Source organism: Ideonella sp. A 288, from assembly GCF_002198735.1.
Taxonomy (GTDB): domain Bacteria; phylum Pseudomonadota; class Gammaproteobacteria; order Burkholderiales; family Burkholderiaceae_C; genus Pseudaquabacterium.
This window is the reverse complement of record NZ_MWLO01000117.1, coordinates 1-17,522: the sequence shown is the minus strand read 5'-3', so window position 1 is coordinate 17,522 and position 17,522 is coordinate 1. Positions and strand designations below refer to the sequence as shown.

Annotated in this window: 15 protein-coding genes; all 15 read right to left on the bottom strand. The window is 72.4% G+C overall.

The window, feature by feature from the left end:
* Window positions 1-56: 56 nt before the first annotated feature.
* Window positions 57-2,405 carry an aldehyde dehydrogenase family protein gene (locus EOINJALH_RS12295; RefSeq protein WP_234413812.1) on the bottom strand — a complete coding sequence of 783 codons (2,349 nt, stop codon included), beginning with the start codon at window positions 2,403-2,405 and terminating at the stop codon, window positions 57-59.
* A gap of 5 nt (window positions 2,406-2,410) precedes the next feature.
* On the bottom strand, window positions 2,411-3,379 hold the full coding sequence (gene deoC, locus EOINJALH_RS12290; protein WP_088280653.1) for a deoxyribose-phosphate aldolase: 969 nt from the start codon (window positions 3,377-3,379) through the stop codon (window positions 2,411-2,413).
* 261 nt (window positions 3,380-3,640) lie between these two features.
* Window positions 3,641-4,738: an LVIVD repeat-containing protein gene (locus EOINJALH_RS12285; RefSeq protein WP_158219733.1), complete on the bottom strand. Its 1,098-nt coding sequence runs from the start codon at window positions 4,736-4,738 to the stop codon at window positions 3,641-3,643.
* 99 nt (window positions 4,739-4,837) lie between these two features.
* The gene (gene deoA / locus EOINJALH_RS12280) at window positions 4,838-6,178 is read right to left on the bottom strand and encodes a thymidine phosphorylase (RefSeq protein WP_199873347.1); all 1,341 of its coding nucleotides are present in this window, start codon (window positions 6,176-6,178) and stop codon (window positions 4,838-4,840) included.
* 4 nt (window positions 6,179-6,182) lie between these two features.
* The gene (locus EOINJALH_RS12275; protein ID WP_088280650.1) at window positions 6,183-7,010 is read right to left on the bottom strand and encodes a purine-nucleoside phosphorylase; all 828 of its coding nucleotides are present in this window, start codon (window positions 7,008-7,010) and stop codon (window positions 6,183-6,185) included.
* Window positions 7,007-7,426, bottom strand: a complete 420-nt coding sequence (locus EOINJALH_RS12270) for a cytidine deaminase (protein ID WP_088280649.1) — start codon at window positions 7,424-7,426, stop codon at window positions 7,007-7,009. Before EOINJALH_RS12270 ends, EOINJALH_RS12275 begins: the two co-directional genes overlap by 4 nt.
* Before the next feature lie 100 nt (window positions 7,427-7,526).
* Window positions 7,527-7,838 carry a hypothetical protein gene (locus EOINJALH_RS12265; RefSeq protein ID WP_088280648.1) on the bottom strand — a complete coding sequence of 104 codons (312 nt, stop codon included), beginning with the start codon at window positions 7,836-7,838 and terminating at the stop codon, window positions 7,527-7,529.
* Between the two features lie 93 nt (window positions 7,839-7,931).
* Window positions 7,932-8,900: an ABC transporter permease gene (locus tag EOINJALH_RS12260; RefSeq protein ID WP_088280647.1), complete on the bottom strand. Its 969-nt coding sequence runs from the start codon at window positions 8,898-8,900 to the stop codon at window positions 7,932-7,934.
* A complete protein-coding gene (locus tag EOINJALH_RS12255; RefSeq protein ID WP_088280646.1) occupies window positions 8,893-10,038 on the bottom strand; it encodes an ABC transporter permease in 1,146 nt (381 codons plus the stop codon). The genes EOINJALH_RS12260 and EOINJALH_RS12255 overlap by 8 nt, the downstream gene beginning before the upstream one ends.
* Before the next feature lie 73 nt (window positions 10,039-10,111).
* Complete coding sequence (locus tag EOINJALH_RS12250; protein WP_088280645.1) at window positions 10,112-11,695, bottom strand: ABC transporter ATP-binding protein; 1,584 nt, start codon at window positions 11,693-11,695, stop codon at window positions 10,112-10,114.
* Between the two features lie 31 nt (window positions 11,696-11,726).
* Window positions 11,727-13,034: an amidohydrolase family protein gene (locus tag EOINJALH_RS12245; protein ID WP_088280644.1), complete on the bottom strand. Its 1,308-nt coding sequence runs from the start codon at window positions 13,032-13,034 to the stop codon at window positions 11,727-11,729.
* Window positions 13,034-13,957 carry an ABC transporter permease gene (locus EOINJALH_RS12240; protein WP_088280643.1) on the bottom strand — a complete coding sequence of 308 codons (924 nt, stop codon included), beginning with the start codon at window positions 13,955-13,957 and terminating at the stop codon, window positions 13,034-13,036. Before EOINJALH_RS12240 ends, EOINJALH_RS12245 begins: the two co-directional genes overlap by 1 nt.
* Window positions 13,954-15,021: an ABC transporter permease gene (locus EOINJALH_RS12235; protein ID WP_088280642.1), complete on the bottom strand. Its 1,068-nt coding sequence runs from the start codon at window positions 15,019-15,021 to the stop codon at window positions 13,954-13,956. The genes EOINJALH_RS12240 and EOINJALH_RS12235 overlap by 4 nt, the downstream gene beginning before the upstream one ends.
* On the bottom strand, window positions 15,018-16,568 hold the full coding sequence (locus tag EOINJALH_RS12230) for an ABC transporter ATP-binding protein (protein WP_088280641.1): 1,551 nt from the start codon (window positions 16,566-16,568) through the stop codon (window positions 15,018-15,020). The genes EOINJALH_RS12235 and EOINJALH_RS12230 overlap by 4 nt, the downstream gene beginning before the upstream one ends.
* A 14-nt stretch (window positions 16,569-16,582) precedes the next feature.
* Window positions 16,583-17,522, bottom strand: a 940-nt coding sequence (locus EOINJALH_RS12225) for a BMP family protein (RefSeq protein ID WP_144289992.1), incomplete at its 5' end; no start/stop codon positions are given.

Here is a 17,522-nt window from a genome sequence, read left to right as displayed (position 1 = left end):
CGGACACTCTGCGACGGAGGCGGGCGGCAGCGGACATGGGAACACCGACACCCGCATCATGTGCCGTAGGGCACCCAGACGTTCTTGACCTGCGTCGCGAGATACAGCATTTCTCGCGCGCCAGGCCACCCGGCGCCGACCCAGGTGCGCTTCAGGTTGCCGGCCGACAACTGCTCGAAACGCTGCGCCTGGACCGCCGTCGCCCCGGGGGCCCAGAACGCCGCCACCTCGGCATGCGCGGCCAGCGTGTCGCCCAGCGCGTCGGCATCCCCGGTGACCAGGTTGAGCACGCCGCCCGGCAGGTCGGACGTGTCGGCCAGCACGCTCAGTTCGGCCGACACCAGCGGGTGCACCCGCGACGGCACCACCACCACGCGGTTGCCCATGGCCATCGCCGGCGCTGCCAGCGCGACCAGGCCCGACAGCGGTGCGTCGTCGGGCGCCACGATGCCGACGATGCCCATCGGCTCGTGCAGCGCCAGCACCACGCCGTGCAGGGGCGGCTGGTGCACGGCGCCATCGTGCTTGTCCGCCCACGCCGCGGCATCGAACAGGTGGCCGATGGCGCGATCGACCTCGGCATCGGCCGCCGCCTCGCCGAGCGTCTGGCCCAGCACCTGCACCAGCCGGGCGCGCTGCGCATCGAGGTTCTCGGCCAGGTAGTACAGCACCTGGGCGCGGCCATGGGCCGTCTGGCGCGCCCAGCCCTGGGCCGCGCGCGCCGCCTCGACGGCATTTCGGATGTCCTTGCGGTTGCCCACCGGCACGCTGCCGATCGGCTGGCCGCCATCGTCCCGCAGCACGCGCGTCGCGCCGCCGTCGGGCCGCGCCTGCTGTCCGCCGATGTACAGCTTGGGGGTGCGGTCGATCGTGTGGCCGGCCGGTCCTGCGGCCCGGGCCGGGCCCGACGCCGTCGGCACCACCGGCGCGTCGTCCACCGCCCGCAGGTACTCGCGCAGGCCTTCGCGACCGCCTTCGCGGCCGAAGCCCGATTCGCGATAACCGCCGAAGCCGCAGGCCGCATCGAACAGGTTGGCCGCGTTCACCCACACCACGCCGGCCTGCAGCCGGGGCGCCACGTCGAGCGCCAGGCCGATCGATTCGCTCCAGACGCAGGCGGCCAGGCCGTAGGCGGTGTTGTTGGCCAGGTCCACGGCCTCGGCCGGGGTGCGGAAGGTCTGTGCGGTGAGCACCGGGCCGAACACCTCGTCGCGCACGATCTCGAACGACCCGTCCACATCGCACACCAGCGTCGGCGGGTAGGCACAGCCCGCCGACGCCTCGGCCAGCACCGCGGCCCCGGGCTGCACGATGCGCGCCCCCTGTTCGCGCGCCCGATCGACGAAGCCGGCCACGCGCTGCCACTGCGTGCGGTCGACCAGGTGGCCCATGTCGGTGGACTTGTCCAGCGGGTGGCCGACGCGGATCTGCGCCATGCGCCGCTCCAGCTTGGCCAGCAGGCGCGGCGCCACGCCCTCCTGCACCAGCAGCCGCGAGCCGGCGCAGCACACCTGACCCTGGTTGAAGAAGATGCTGTCGACCAGGCCCTCGCAGGCCGCGTCGAGGTCGGCATCGGCAAAGACGATGAACGGCGACTTGCCGCCCAGTTCCAGGCTCAGGCGCTTGCCGCTGCCGGCGGTGGCGCGGCGGATCGCACGGCCCACCTCGGTGGAGCCGGTGAAGGCGATCTTGGCGATGCGCGCATGGTCGACGATCGCGCGGCCGGTCTCGCCGTCGCCGGTGACGATGCTGACCACCCCCGGCGGCAGGCCGACCTCGGTGCACAACTCGGCAAAGCGCAACGCGGTGAGCGAGGTCTGCTCGGCCGGCTTGAACACCACGGTGTTGCCGCAGGCCAGCGCCGGCGCGATCTTCCAGGCCAGCATCAGCAGCGGAAAGTTCCACGGCACGATCTGCCCCACCACGCCCAGCGCACGGTGCCGCGGGAACTCGCGGTCGAGCAGTTGCGCCCAGCCCGCGTGGTGGTAGAAGTGGCGCGCGGCCAGCGGCACGTCCACATCGCGGGTCTCGCGGATGGTCTTGCCGTTGTCCAGGGTCTCGAGCACCGCGAACAGGCGTGCGTGGCGCTGCAGCGCCCGGGCCAGGGCATACAGGTGCCGCGCCCGGCCGTGGCTGCCCAGCGCCGCCCAGCCGGCCTGCGCCGCCTCGGCCGCCGCCACGGCGGCCTGCACCTCCGCCGCGCCGGCCTGGGCCACCTGCGCCAGCACCTGGCCATCGGCCGGGTTGACGCTGTCGAAGTGCCCTGCCCCGGCCACCCAGGTGCCCCCGATGAAGTGGCCGAAGCGCCGGCCATGGCCGGCCAGCCAGTCGAGGGCCGGCTGGGCCGATTCGGGCGAGGGGCCGTAGTCCATGGTGGTCAGCAGGTCGGTGATCGAAGGGGGCATGGGGCTCAGGGCATGGCGTGGCGCCACGACGCGCTGTAGGCGCCGGTGACATGGTGCTCGAGCTGTCGCTCGAGGTCGGTGAGGAGGCTGGACGCGCCGAAGCGGAACAGCGCCGGGTCGAGCCAGCGCGTCCCCAGTTCCTCGCGGATCAGCGCCAGGTACTGCAGGGCCGCCTTGGCCGACGAGATGCCGCCGGCCGGCTTGTAGCCGACGACGTGGCCGGTCTCGTCGAGGTAGTCGCGGATCGCCCGCACCATCACCAGCGACACCTCGGGCGTGGCGTTCACCGGCTCCTTGCCGGTGGAGGTCTTGATGAAGTCGGCGCCGGCCATCATGCACACCCACGAGGCGCGGGCGACGTTCTCCAGCGTCTGCAGCTCACCGGTGGCCAGGATGGCCTTCAGGTGCGCCGCGCCGCAGGCCGCGCGCATGGCGCGCACCTCGTCGTACAGGCCGCGCCAGTCTTGCAGCAGCACCTGGCGGCGGCTGATCACGATGTCGATCTCGGCGGCGCCGGCCGCCACCGACAACTCGATCTCGCGCAGCCGCGTCTCCAGCGGCGACAGGCCGGCCGGAAACCCCGTGGACACCGCCGCCACCGGGATGCCGCTGACGGCCAGGGCCTGCACGGCCGGCGCCACCATCTCGTGGTAGACGCACACCGCGCCCACCCGCAGCCCGCCCGGCAGGTCGGCCAGCCCCAGCGCGGCCACCAGGTCGGCGCGCAACGGCCGGCGCGCCTTGGCACACAGGCGCTGCACGCGACCGGGCGTGTCGTCGCCCGACAGCGTGGTGAGGTCGATGCACTGGATGGCCTTGACCAGCCAGGCGGCCTGGTGGGCGCCCTTCACCGAGCGCGAGGCGTTGAGCGACGCGGTGCGACGCGCCACGGCCGGCGCGTTGACGCGCACGGCCTGCACGCGGGCGAGGTCGAACCCGCTGCCGGGGTTCAGGCGCAGGCCGTCAGTGGCCATCGCGCCCCCGCAGTTTCATCGAATGCTCTGGCCGGCCCGCCGCCCTTCGGCCAGGCCGCCGGCCCATCGCCCACCGGCTGTCGCTCATCCCTGTCTCCATGCGGTCGCCGCCACGTTCAGCGTTTGTACGACGGATTGTCGCTGCGTGCTTGGGCCTGCGTGTTCACAGGCGCTCTCGTTCAGGTTCGATCGCGGTCGCCGAGCCGGTCACGGCCGGCCAGGCAAGGCACTGCGCAGCCGTGTGCCCGACCCCGGGGTGCGTCACTTCGGCCGGAAGAACTCCAGCCCCTGCCGCGGCACCAGCGCATCGGCGGCCGCGGCGTCGGTGACGGCCACGCCCACGCCGTCGGCCACCCGCACCGCCAGCGCCGGTGACCGAGTGGCGACCGATTGCGACGGCGTCAACACCGCCTGCGGTGGATTCGGCGGCAGCGGCAGCGACAGGTCGAACACCGCCACGCCCTGCGCCTGCTGCGTGACATAGAGCGTGGTGCCGAGCCGGTCCACGCCCTGGGCGGCGTTGGCCAGCGACCACCGGGTGGCCTCGAAACCGGGGCCGGCCAGGCGATGGATGTCGAGGCTCGGGTCGCCATGCACCACATACAGCGAGGCATCACCCAGCGCCGCCGTCGACGCCCCGGAGACGCTGATGCCGCAGCCCTGGCTGGCCACCACGCGGGGCGCCAGCGGATCGGTGATGTCGACGACCTGCGCGCCAGACCCAGCAGGCGCGCACCCGCTGAAGGCGATGGCCAGGCGCTGCCCCTGCAACGCGATCGCCCCGTTGGCCGCCACCGCCACGGCGCCCAGCAGCCGCGGACGCGCCGGATCGGCCAGGTCGATCACGTCGAGCCGGCCGAAGCTGCTGCTGCCATTGGCGTCGAAGCCGAAGGCGTCGCGCACGGCATACAAACGCTGACCCGACAGCGCGATGCTGCGCGTGCCCTCGGGCAAGGTGGACAGCAACTTCGGCGACGTCGGGATCGACAGGTCGAAGACCCGCAGCTCGAGGCTGAGCTGGCAGGTGCCGACGCATCCCGGCGCGACCGCGAGCACGGCCAGGCGCCCGTCGACGGCCACGGCCACCACGTTGTCGGACGCGGTGGCAAAAGGCTCCTTCGGCGGTACGCCGCCGACGATGCGCGGCAGGCTCAGGTCCGCCACGTCCACCACCAGCAGGCCGTCGAAGCCGGCAGCCACATGCACCAGCGGGCCTGAGAGGGCTAGGCCGTGGACGCGGCCGCCCGGCACGCTGAGCCGGCCCACCACCTCGAGCGAGGGTGGCTCGGGCGGTGTGTCGCTGCCGCCGCAGGCGGCGAGCACCACGCACAGCGCGGCGATCAGGAACGAGCGTGTCATGCGGGTCATCCTGGCCTGTCGGCCTTGTCGTGATGGCTGGCAGTGTAGTCAGCGATCGACGCGACACCCCATCGTCGCCTCGGCCCCTGGCGCCGTCGGTCAGTCGCCGGGAATGCGCGACAGCACCACCGGGGCCTCAGGCGGTGGCCCGTCTGCCAGGGTGAGGCTGTCGCGGAGCGAACGGATGGCCGCTTCGGCCTTTGCGTTGCTGGCGGCATGCACCCAGGCCAGCGGCTCGCCGGCCTGCACCGGGGCCCCCACCGGCTGCACCCCGGCGAAGCCCACGCGGGGGTCGATCGCATCGCCAGCCTGCCGCCGCCCGCCACCGAGTTCGATCAGCGCCAAGCCGATGTCGCGCGTGGCCATGGCAGTGATGAACCCGTCGCGCGGGGCCGGCACGGCGCGGACCACCGGCGCCAGGGACAGGTGCGCGCCGGGTCGGTCGACCAGGTCGGCCGGGCCGCCCAGCGCGTGCACCATGCGGGCGAACTGCTCCGCCGCCACGCCGGAGGCCAGCACGTGATCGACGCGTCCTCGCGCGGCCGCCAGATCGGCCGCCAGGCCGCCGAGGCACAGCAGCTCGGCGCTCAGCTCGCGCGTTGCCTCCAGCAGCCGGGGCTCGCGCGCCGGGGCCTGCGACGCACGGCCGGTGAGGAACTCGATCGCCTCACGCACTTCCAGTGCGTTGCCGACCTGGCGGCCCAGCACCGAGTTCATGTCGGTGACCAGCGCCCGCGTGGGCAGGCCGGCGCCGCCCGCCACGTCGACGATCGACTGCGCCAGCGCGCGCGCGAAGGCCGGCTCGGCCGCAAAGGCCCCGTTGCCCAGCTTCACGTCCATCACCAGGCCGTGCAGGCCGGCGGCCAGCTTCTTCGACAGGATGCTCGCGGTGATCAGCGGCACCGATTCGACCGTGGCGGTGACGTCGCGCACCGCGTACAGGCGGCGGTCGGCCGGCGCCAGGTCGGCGGTCTGGCCGATGATGGCGCAGCCCACCTGCGCCACCACCTGCCGCAGGCGGTCGACGCTGGGCGCCACGTCGTAACCGGGAATCGACGCCAGCTTGTCCAGCGTGCCACCGGTGTGGCCCAGCCCGCGGCCCGAGACCATCGGCACGAAGCCACCGCAGGCCGCGACGATGGGCGCCAGCATCAGGCTCACCTTGTCGCCGACGCCGCCGGTGGAGTGCTTGTCCAGCACCGGGCCGCCCAGCGCCTGCGCGTCCCAGTGCAGCACCTGGCCCGAGCGCACCATGGCCTGCGTCAGCGACACGGTTTCGGCCGCCGTCATGCCGCGCCACACGATGGCCATGGCCAGCGCGGCCACCTGGCCTTCGCTCCAGGCGCCGGTGGTCAGGCCGTCGACGAACGCGCCGATCTCGGCGGGCTCGAGCGCCGCGCCATCGCGCTTGCGACGGATCACCTCCTGGGCGAGCATCACCGGCTCACAGCGACAAGGTGCCGATGACCTCGGCCAGCAGCCGCGCCGGGCCGTCGCCGGCCGACTGGGCCTGGCTCAGCGTGTGCGCGTGGCTCAGCGTCTCGGTGCTCAGGCCGGCGGCCATGTTGGTCATCAGCGACATCGCCAGCACCCGCAGGCCGGCATGGCGCGCGACGATGGTCTCGGGCACCGTGCTCATGCCCACGGCCTGCGCGCCCATCAGCGCGGCCATGCGGATCTCGGCCGGCGTCTCGAACTGCGGGCCCAGGCACCACAGGTACACGCCCTCGGGCAGCGGGCGGCCCAGGCCCGCGGCCACCGCCTGCGCATGGCGGCGCAGCGCGGGGTCGTAGGCATCGGTCATCGCCACGAAGCGGTCGGCATCGGGCCAGCCGACCAGCGGCGAGCGCTGCGGCAGGTTGATGTGGTCGGCCAGCAGCATCAGGCTGCCGGGCGGCATCGTCGCGTCCAGGCTGCCGGCGGCATTGGTCTGCACCAGCACCTGGCAACCCAACGCGCCAAGTGCGCGTATCGGCAGCGCCATGTTGTCGGCGCGGTCGTTCTCGTAGGTGTGCACGCGGCCGGCCAGCACCGCCACCGGCTGCGCGCCCAGGCGCCCCAGCACCAGTTCGCCGGCGTGCCCGCCGACGCCCGCGGCCGGGAAGCCCGGCAGGTCGGCGTAGGCGATGCGCCGCGGCTGCTGGACCAGGCCGGCCAGCGCGCCCCAGCCGGAGCCCAGCAGCACGGCGACGCGGGGCGGTTCATCGCCGACGCGCGTGCACAGGTGGGCGATGCAGGCGTCGAGGGCGGCAGACTTGTCGGTGGTGGTCATGTGGAACTCAGGTGATCGGGGCCGAAGCTGTGCGGCAGCAGTTCATCGAGTGTCAGCGTGGCCTGCAGGCCCTGCGCACCGACGATCAGCACGGGTGTGTCGGGGTCGGCGAACTCGCGCAGGCGCTGTCGGCAGCCGCCGCAGGGCGTGACCCAGGCCCCGCCCGACGCGTGCCCGACGACGACCAGCGCCCTGGCCCGCCGACCGCCGGCCGCCACCATCACGCCCAGCGCCGTGGCCTCGGCACACTGCGACACCGGGTAGGCCGCGTTCTCGACGTTGCAGCCGGCGTGGATGCGGCCCTGCTCGTCCAGCACCGCGGCGCCGACGTGGAAGTGCGAATACGGCGCGTGGGCGTGCGCACGCACGGCGATGGCGGCGTCGATCAGGGATTGGCGTGTGGGGTCGTCGAGCATGGGGTCTGCAGAGGGCCGGTCACACAGCGTACCAAACAGCGGCAGTCAAGGCGACGCCGTGCCAGCGTGACCGCCACCGCATCGGTTCGACTGGGCGACCTCAGGTCGGGGCCAGTGCCGCGACCAAGGTGGCGGCGACGGCCGACCAGGCACAAAAGGCGGCGACCGTGGACGGCTTCGACACCTTGCGGTCACGCAGCAAGGCCAGCAGGGCGAGGCAGGACATGAGGTACATGGCCGCCGCAAGGATGTAGGCCTCGGGCGCGGGAACGAATGTCGAAGTACCGCCGCGACGGGGCGACGTCTCGAATCCGGAGTACGCCACGATCAGCGAACCGCCCAGCAGTCCGAGCAAGACGAGTGCCGCCACCGAAATTCGAGCGGGCAGACTGAGCGGCGGTTGGGGCTTCATGCGGACGGCGCATTCCTGCAGGTCGACCCGTTCCGCAAAGGCAGCACCGACCGACTGCGGACTTTGCCGTCAGCGCTTGCCATCCACAAGTGCCTACCGTTCTTTCAGATAGGCCCTGCCCAACGCCCGCGGTGCCGTGGCCTTGCCGATGAACCCGGCCAGCAGGATCACCGTCATCAGGTAGGGCAGCGCCTGGATCAACTGCACTGGCACCTCGCCGAGGCCGGGCAACTTGGCACCCTGCAGCCGGATCGACACGGCGTCGAGGAACCCGAACAGCAGGCAGGCCCAGAAGGCGCCCACCGGGTGCCACTTGCCGAAGATCATCGCGGCCAGGGCCATGAAGCCGCGGCCGGCGGTCATGTGCGGCACGAAGGCGGCGTTCTGGCCCAGCACCAGGTAGGCGCCGGCCAGGCCGCACAGCAGCCCGTTCAGGCCCAGCGCCGCATAGCGCAGGCGGGTGACCGACACGCCGGCCGAATCGACCATGGCCGGGTTCTCGCCCACCGCCCGCAGGCGCAGGCCGAAGCGCGTGCGGTACAGCAGCCACCACACCGTGGGCACCAGCGCCAGCGCCAGGTAGACCATCACGTTGTGGCCCAGCAGCGCCGCGCCGAACACGGTGCCGACGATGGGCAGCGCAGCGAGGGTGTCGGAGGCGATCGGCGACCAGCCGGTCAGCCGCACCGCGTCGCCCACTGGGGGCGATTGCCCGCCCTGCCGAAACCAGGCGGTGGCCAGCACCACGGTCAGGCCCGCGGCGATGATGTTGATGGCCACGCCCGACACCACCTGGTCGCCGCGGTGGCTGACGCACGCCACCCCGTGCAGCCACGACAGCGCCACCGCCACGCCCAGCGCGGCCACCAGCGCCAGCGTCAGCGAGCCGGTGGCCACGCCGGCGCTGGCGGCGGCACAGGCGGCGCACAGCATCTTGCCTTCGAGGCCGATGTCGATGACGCCCGAGCGCTCGGCCAGCAGTCCGGCCAGCGCGCACAGGATCAGCGGCGTGGCCACGCGCAGCGTGGACGCCAGCACGGCGCCGATGAAGACGTCATCCATGCGCGCCCTCCCCGGCCCGGGGCGCGGCGCCGCGGGCCGGACCGCCCGTGGCGAACAGCCCCAGCACCCTGGCCAGCAGCGGCGCCAGCACATAGGCCATCGCGCCCGAGAACAGCACGATGAAGCCCTGCAGCATGACCACCATGTCGCGGGTGAAGCCGCTCACTTCGAAGGCCACTTCGGCGCCGCCCTGGAACAGCGCGCCGAACAGCACGCTGGCCAGCACGATGCCCACCGGGTGGTTGCGGCCCATCAGCGACACCGCGATGCCGGTGAAGCCGGCGCCGGCAACGAAATCCAGCAGGATGCGGCCGTTGATGCCGGCGATCTCGTTCATGCCCACCAGCCCGGCCAGCCCGCCCGACAGGCCCATGGCCACCAGCACCTGGCGCCTCGGCTCGATGCCGGCATAGGCCGCGGCCGACGCGCTGGAGCCGGTGGCCCGCAGCCGGTAGCCGGCGCGGCTGCGCCACAGGAACACCCACACGCCGACGGCGGCGGCCAGCGCCAGGAACACGCTGAGGTTCAGCGGCGTGGACGGCCAGGCGATGCCCAGCCAGCCCAGCGCCTCGTGCAGGCCCGGCAGCTTGGCCGACGGGGCGAAGGTGGCCGATTCCACCGCCATGCCGCCGGGCGCCTTGAGCCGGCCGACCAGCAGGTAGGCCACCAGCGCGCTGGCCAGGAAGTTGAACATGATGGTGTTGATGACCACGTGGCTGCCGCGCCAGGCCTGCAGGTAGCCGGGCACCAGCGCCCAGGCCATGCCGAACAGCACGCCGCCCAGCAGCATCAGCGGCAGCACCGCGATGGCCGGCAGGTGCGGCGCCAGCCACAGCGCCACCAGGCCGGTGCCCAGGCCGCCCATCAGCGCCTGGCCCTCGCCGCCGATGTTGAACAGGCCGCCATGGAAGGCCACCGCCACCGCCAGCCCGGTGAACACAAAGGTGGTGGCGTAGGCCAGCGTGTAGCTCAGGCCGCGAGGGCTGCCAAAGGCGCCCTTCACCAGCACCTGCAGCACCTCCACCGGGCTCTGGCCGACGGCCGCCACCACCACCGCGGCGGCCAGCAGCGCGGCCAGCAGGTTCAGCGCCGGCAGCAGCAGCAGATCGGCCCAGCGGGGCAGACTCACGTGGTTCATCGGGCACCCTTGGGCCTGCGGCCCGTCCCGCCAGGCGGGAGCGAGCACGTCTTCGGGCGGCCGGGCGACGCGCTCATGCCACCGCCTCGGTCGCGGTCATCAGCAACCCCAGCCGCGTCTCGTCGCACTGGCCGATCGGCAGTTCGCCGGTGATGCGGCCCTGGTTCATCACGATCACGCGGTCGGCCAGCGCCAGGATCTCGTCGAGCTCGCTCGACACCAGCAGCACCGCGCAGCCGTCCTCGCGCAGCGCGCGCAGGCGGCCGTGGATGAACTCGATGGCGCCGATGTCGACGCCGCGCGTCGGCTGGCCGACCAGCAGCACCTTGGGCGCGCGCCCCAGTTCGCGCGCCAGCACCAGCTTCTGCTGGTTGCCGCCGGAGAACTTGCCGCTGCCCAGTTCGGTATCGCGCGGGCGCACGTCGTAGCGTTCCATCCAGTCGGCCGTGGTGCTGCGCATGGCGCCGTGGCGCATCAGGCCTCGGCTGCTGTAGCAGGCCAGGTCTTCGTAGCCCAGCACGGCCGATTCCCAGGCCGGGAAGTCGAGCACGATGGCGCGGGCATGGCGGTCTTCGGGCACATGGGCGAGCTGCAGTGTGCGGGCGCGGTGCGGGTCGAGCCAGCGGCCGGGCTCGAAGGTGGTGGCGCCCAGCCGCAGCGTGCCCTGCTGCGGCACGCGCAGACCGGACAGCACCTCGAGCAGCTCGCTCTGGCCATTGCCCGACACGCCGGCCACGCCGACGATCTCGCCGGCGTGCAGGCGCAGGTCCAGCCCGTGCAGGCGGGTGACGCCGAAGGCATCGACCACGCGCAGGCCCTCGGCCTCCAGCAGCGCGGCGCCGGCGGCGTACACCGGGCCGTCGTCCCCGCGTCCCAGCTGCACCTTGCGCCCGACCATGGCCTGGGCCAGGCCTTCGAGGCTGGTGTCGCCGATGTCGCACTCGTGCACCACGCGGCCGGCGCGCATCACGGTGACGCGATCGCACACGCGCATCACCTCCTTCAGCTTGTGGGTGATGATGACGATGGTGGTGCCGCGCGCGCGCAGGGTGTCCAGCACCTGGAACAGCTGCTCGGTCTCCTGCGGCGTGAGCACCGCGGTGGGCTCGTCGAGGATCAGCACCTTGGCGCCGCGGTACAAGGCCTTCAGGATCTCGAGCCGCTGGCAGTCGCCCACGCCCAGGTCCTCGACCAGGGCGTCCAGGTTCACGTGCAGGCCGGTGGCGGCCATCAGCTCGGTCAGGCCCTTTCGCACCACGGCTTCGGCGCGCCGCAGCAGCCAGTTCGGCTCGGCGCCCAGCATCACGTTGTCGAGGGCGCTCAGGTTGTGCACCAGCATGAAATGCTGGTGGACCATGCCGATGCCCAGCGCGATGGCCTCGTGCGATCGGCGGATGGTGGCCGCGTGGCCAAACACTTCGATGCGGCCCTCGTCGGCGGCATAGAAGCCGTACAGGATCGACATCAGCGTGCTCTTGCCGGCGCCGTTCTCGCCGACCAGGCCGTGCACGCTGCCGGCGGCCACCTCGAGCGTCACGTCGTCGTTGGCGCGCACCGCGCCGAAGCGCTTGCAGATGCCCTGCATGCGCACGGCCGGTGGCCGCGCCGCCGGTGCGGCAGCGTGCGCGGACACAGGACTTTCGGCGGTCGGGACCATCGATGGATTCTCGCCGCGCACCCCTGCGGCATTAGGCTGGGGTTTGACCGGCTTGCGGGCCGGCCGCCGCGGGCATGAACGAGGTGAACGCCGGCCGGTGCTCCAGCGCCAGGTGCGCGGTGGCGGGTGCGGTGTGGGCGATGCGGCGGCCCCGCCGCCACACGCCCAGCCGCGTGGCGCGCAGGCGGATGGCCTCGATCGGGTCGCGGGCCTGCAGCCACACGAAATCGGCATGGCAGCCCTCGGCCAGGCCGTAGCCGGGCAGGTGCAGGATGCGTGCGGGCACGCTGGTCACCGCGTCGAAGCACTGGCGCATCGCCGCCTGCGAGGTCATCTGCGCCACGTGCAGGCCCATCTGCGCCACTTCGAGCATGTCGCCCGAGCCCAGGCTGTACCAGGGGTCCATCACGCAGTCGTGGCCGAAGGCCACGTCCAGGCCGGCGGCGGCCAGCTCGGGCACGCGGGTCATGCCGCGCCGCCTGGGGTAGCTGTCGTGCCGGCCCTGCAGCGTGATGTTGATCAGCGGGTTGGCCACCACCGACAGCCGCGCCTCGGCCATCAGTGCCAGCAGCTTGCTGACGTAATAGTTGTCCATCGAGTGCATCGATGTGAGGTGCGAGCCCGTCACCCGCCCGTGCAGCCCCAGCCGCTGCGTCTCGAAGGCCAGCGCCTCGACGTGCCGCGACAGCGGGTCGTCGGATTCGTCGCAGTGCATGTCGACCAGCTTGCCCTGGCGCGCGGCCAGCTCGCACAGCAGACGCACGCTCTCGGCGCCGTGGGCCATGGTGCGCTCGAAGTGCGGGATGCCGCCGACCACGTCCACGCCCATCGCCAGCGCGCGTTCCAGGTTGGCCATCGCCGTGGGCGCGCGCAGCACGCCGTCCTGCGGAAAGGCCACCAGCTGCAGGTCGAGGTAAGGCGCGACGCGGCGCTTCACCTCCAGCAGCGCCTCCACCGCCAGCAACCGGTCGTCGCAGACGTCCACGTGCGAGCGGATCGCCAGCAGGCCCTTGGCCACCGCCCAGTCGCAGTAGGCCAGCGCGCGCTCGACCAGCGCCTCCTGCGTCAGCTGGGGCTTCAGCTCGCCCCACAGCGCGATGCCTTCGAGCAGCGTGCCGCTCTGGTTGACGCGCGGCAGGCCATAGCTCAGCGTGGCGTCCATGTGGAAGTGCGCATCGACGAAAGGCGGGCTGAGCAGCAGGCCCTGCGCATCGACCGTGTCGTGCGCCGGCGCCGACAACCCCGGTCTCACTTCGACTATGCGGCCGCCGCGCACCGCCACCGACATGCCGCGCCGGCCATCGGGCAGCGTGGCGTTGGTGACCAGCAGATCGAGCATCAGCGCTCTCCTTTGCGGTAGGGTTTCATCAGCGATTGCGGGTAGGCTGCCTTGCGCGCCACGATCACCAGCGCGGCGATCGACAGCAGGTAGGGCAGCATCAGGTACAGCTGGTAGGGCAAGGCGGCGGTGGCCGACTGCTGCAGCCGCAGCTGCAGCGCGTCGAACACCGCGAACAGCAGCGCGCCCAGCAGCGCCTTGCCCGGCCGCCACGAGGCGAACACCACCAGCGCCACGCACACCCAGCCGCGGCCATTGACCATGTTGAAGAAGAAGGCATTGAAGGCGGCCAGCGTGAGGAAGGAGCCGGCCACGCCCATGAGCGCCGAGCCGGCAACGATGGCCGCCGTGCGGGTGGCCGCCACCGACACGCCCTGCCCTTCGGCGGCCTGCGGGTTCTCGCCCACCATGCGCACCGCCAGGCCGGCCGGCGTGCGCGCCAGGCCCCAGGCCAGCAGCGGCACCAGGGCCAGCGCCAAGAGTGTGAGCGGCGTCTGGCCCGATAGCACGGGGATGCCCAGGCCGCTCATCTCGGCAAAGGGCGTGATCGTCGGCGGCGTACTCACCTTCGGAAAGCCGACGCGGTAGCCGTAGTAGCTGAGCGCCGTGGCCAGCATCGTGATGCCCAGCCCCGACACGTGCTGCGACAGCGCCAGCCCCACCGTGAGCCCCGCGTGCAGCAGCCCGAAGGCCGCGCCGGTGAGCGCGGCCACGGCCACGCCGGTCCACAGCCCCGCGCCGGCGTACACCGCCAGCCAGCCGGCAAAGGCGCCGGCCACCATGATGCCCTCGATGCCCAGGTTCAGCACCCCGGCGCGCTCGCACAGCAGCACGCCCAGCGTGCCCAGGATCAGCGGCGTGGCGATGCGCAGCACAGCCACCCAGAAGGACCACTGGCCGACGATGTCGACGATCTCGCTCATCGGGCCCGCCAGCGCAGCCGGTACTGCGTGGCCAGCGTGGCCACCAGCACCGCGATCAGCGAGGTAGCGACGATCACGTCGGCAATGTAGGTGGGCACGCCGACCACGCGGCTCATGCTGTCGGCGCCCACCAGCACGCCGGCCACGAACACGCTGGCCGCCAGCACGCCCAGCGGGTGCAGCCCCGCCAGCATCGCGATGACGATGCCCGAGTAGCCGTAGCCCGGCGACATGTCCATCGTGACGTAGCCGGTGCGGCCGGCCACCTCCACCGCGCCCGCCAGCCCGGCCAGCGCGCCCGACAGCATCGCCACCAGCACCGTGGTGCGCAGCGCCGGCACGCCGGCGAAGGCCGCGGCGCGCGCGTTGGCACCGGTGGCGCGGATGTCGAAGCCCAGCACCGCGTGGCGGAACACCGCCCACAGCGACACCGCCAGCGCCACCGCCATGAACAGGCCTGTGTGCAGCCGCGTGCCCTGCAGCGGCCGAGACAGCTCCAGCTCGCCCGGCAGCGCCACGCTCTGCGGCCAGCCCATCGCGGCGGGGTCCTTCATCGGGCCGTCCAGCAGCGCCGACACGCCCAGCAGCACGATGAAGTTCATCAGCAGCGTGGTCACCACCTCGTCCACGCCCAGGCGCGATTTCATCAACGCGGGGCCCAGCAGCAGCAGCGCGCCTGCCAGCGCCGCGGCCGCCAGCATCAGCACGAAGACCAGCGCGGTCGACGAGAACGGGCCGCTCTCGCCGAGCAGCCCGCCCACCGCCACCGCCGCCATCGCGCCGCCGTAAAGCTGGCCCTCGGCGCCGATGTTGAAGAGGCGCGCCTTGAACGCCACCGTGGCCGCCAGGCCGGTGAAGATCAGCGGGATGGCGCGGGTGAACGTCTCGCTCAGCGCAAAGACCGAGCCGAAGCCGCCCTGCACCATCGCCGCATAGGTGCGGCCCACCGGCGCGCCCGCCCACAGCACCAGCAGCGCGCTGACAAGCAAAGTGAAGAGCACCGCACCCAGCGGCGCCAGCACCAGGCTGATCGGCGACGGCTGCGTGCGCTTCTCGAGTCTCATGCGGCCACCGCGCCGTGGTCGGGGTGCACGCCGGCCATCGCCAGCCCCAGCGTCTCGCGCGTCCACTGCCCGCCCGGCCGCGCGGGCGTCAGCTGGCCGGCGTGCATCACCGCCACGCGGTCGCCCAGCGTCATCACCTCGTCCAGGTCGTCCGAGATCACCAGCACCGCGGCGCCGGCATCGCGGGCGGCGATCAGTTGCTGCTGCACATAGGCCACCGCGCCCACGTCCAGGCCCCAGGTGGGCTGGTGGGCGACGATCAGCCGCGGAGGCGTGCCGTCGGGCGAACGCAGCGCGCGGCCGAGGATCAGCTTCTGCATGTTGCCGCCCGACAGCGCCCGCGCCGGTGCCATCGGCCCGGCGCCGCGCACGTCGAAGTCGGCCACGATGCGCTGCGCATGGGCCATCGCCGCCGCGCGCCGCACCCAGCGCAGCCCGCCCAGGCGGCGCGAGAAGGCCGGCGTGCGCAGCCGCTCGCTGACCGCGTTCTCCCACACCGGCAGGTCGCCCACCACGCCGACCGCGTGGCGGTCTTCGGGGATGCGCGCCAGCCCCTGGCCCACCAGCACCGCCGGCTCGCGCGACAGCGGCGCGGCGAGGAAGCTCACCTGCCCGTCGGTCGCCGCGCGCATGCCGCACAGCAGTTCGGCCAGCGCCACCTGGCCGTTGCCCGACACCCCGGCAATGGCGACGATCTCGCCGGCACGCAGCTGCAGCGACACGCGGTCGAGCCGGTCGCGGCCGATCGGCGCGGTGCTCACGCCGTCGAGCACGCACACCGCATCGCCCACCTCAGCCGCCGGTGGCCGCGCGGGCAGCTCGATCGCATGGCCCACCATCCACAGCGCCAGTTGGGCCTGCGTCACCTCGCCGGCCGCGGCCTGCGCCACCAGCCTGCCCGCGCGCAGCACGGCGATGCGGTGCGACACGCGCAGCACCTCGCCCAGCTTGTGGCTGATGAAGATGATCGACAGGCCCTCGGCCACCATCTGCCCCAGCGTGTCGAACAGGGCTTCGCTTTCCTGCGGCGTGAGCACGGCCGTGGGCTCGTCGAGGATCAGGATGCGCGCGCCGCGCACCAGCGCCTTCAAAATCTCCACCCGCTGCCGTTCGCCCACCGACAGGCTGCCCACGCGCGCGTCGGGCTGCACCGTCAGGCCGAAGCGGCGGGCGGCCGCCAGCAGCCGATCGCGCGCCGCGGCGCGGGCCGACCAGGGCCGCCACAGCGGCTCGGCGCCCAGCATCACGTTGTCGAGCACGCTCAGGTTGTCGGCCAGGGTGAAGTGCTGGTGCACCATGCCGATGCCGGCGGCCAGCGCCGCCCTGGGCTGGCCCGGCGGCAGCGGCTGGCCGAAGGCCTCGATGTGGCCCTCGTCCGCCTCGTAGTGGCCGAACAGGATCGACACCAGCGTCGACTTGCCTGCGCCGTTCTCGCCCAGCAGCGCCAGCACCTCGCCGCGAGCCAGCTCGAGCGAGATGTCGTCGTTGGCCACCAGCGCGCCGAAGCGCTTGCTGATGTGCTGCAGGCGCAGGACGGTGTCGGCCACCGGCGCGGCCGCGCTTACTTGCCGGCCGTCTTGGGTTGCGCGTCGTCCACCTTCACCGTGAAGCTGCCGGCAAGGATGGCCTTCTCCTTGGCCTGCACCTTGGCCACCAGGTCGGCCGGCACCTTCTTCTCGAAGGTGCCCAGCGGCGCCAGCGAGGCGCCCTTGTGCTTCATCATCGAATAGGGGCCGTAGTCTTCGGCGCTGAACTTGCCGTCCTTCACCAGCTTCAGCGCGCGGTCGATGCTGGGCTCCATGTGCCACAGCGCCGACGCCACCACCGTGTCGGGGTACTTGTCCTGCGTGTCGATCACGTTGCCGATGGCCAGCACCTTGCGCTCCTTGGCCGCGTCGCTCACGCCGAAGCGCTCGGCGTACATCACGTCGGCGCCCTTGTCGATCATCGCGAAGGCGGCTTCCTTGGCCTTGGGGGGGTCGAACCAGCTGTTGATGAAGCTCACCGTGAACTCGACCTTCGGGTTCACCTCCTTCGCGCCGGCCATGAAGGCGTTCATCAGGCGGTTGACCTCGGGGATCGGGAAGCCCCCGACCATGCCGATCTTGTTGCTCTTGGTCATGCCGCCGGCGATCATGCCGGTGAGGTAGGCCGGGTCCTGGATGTAGTTGTCGAAGACCGAGAAGTTGGGCGCCTGCGGCTTGCCCGACGAGCCCATCAGGAACGACACCTTCGGGAAGTCCTTGGCCACCTTGCGCGCGGCGGCCTCCACGCCGAACACCTCGCCGACGATCAGCTGGTTGCCGCCGTTGGCGTACTCGCGCATCACGCGCTCGTAGTCGGCATTGGCCACGTTCTCGCTGGCCTTGTACTCGATCTCGCCACGCGCCTCGGCGGCCTTCAACGCCTTGTGGATGCGGCTGACCCACTGCTGCTCGAAGGGCACGGTGTAGATCGCGGCCACCTTGGTCTTGGCCTGCGCGGCGGCACGGGGCGGTGGG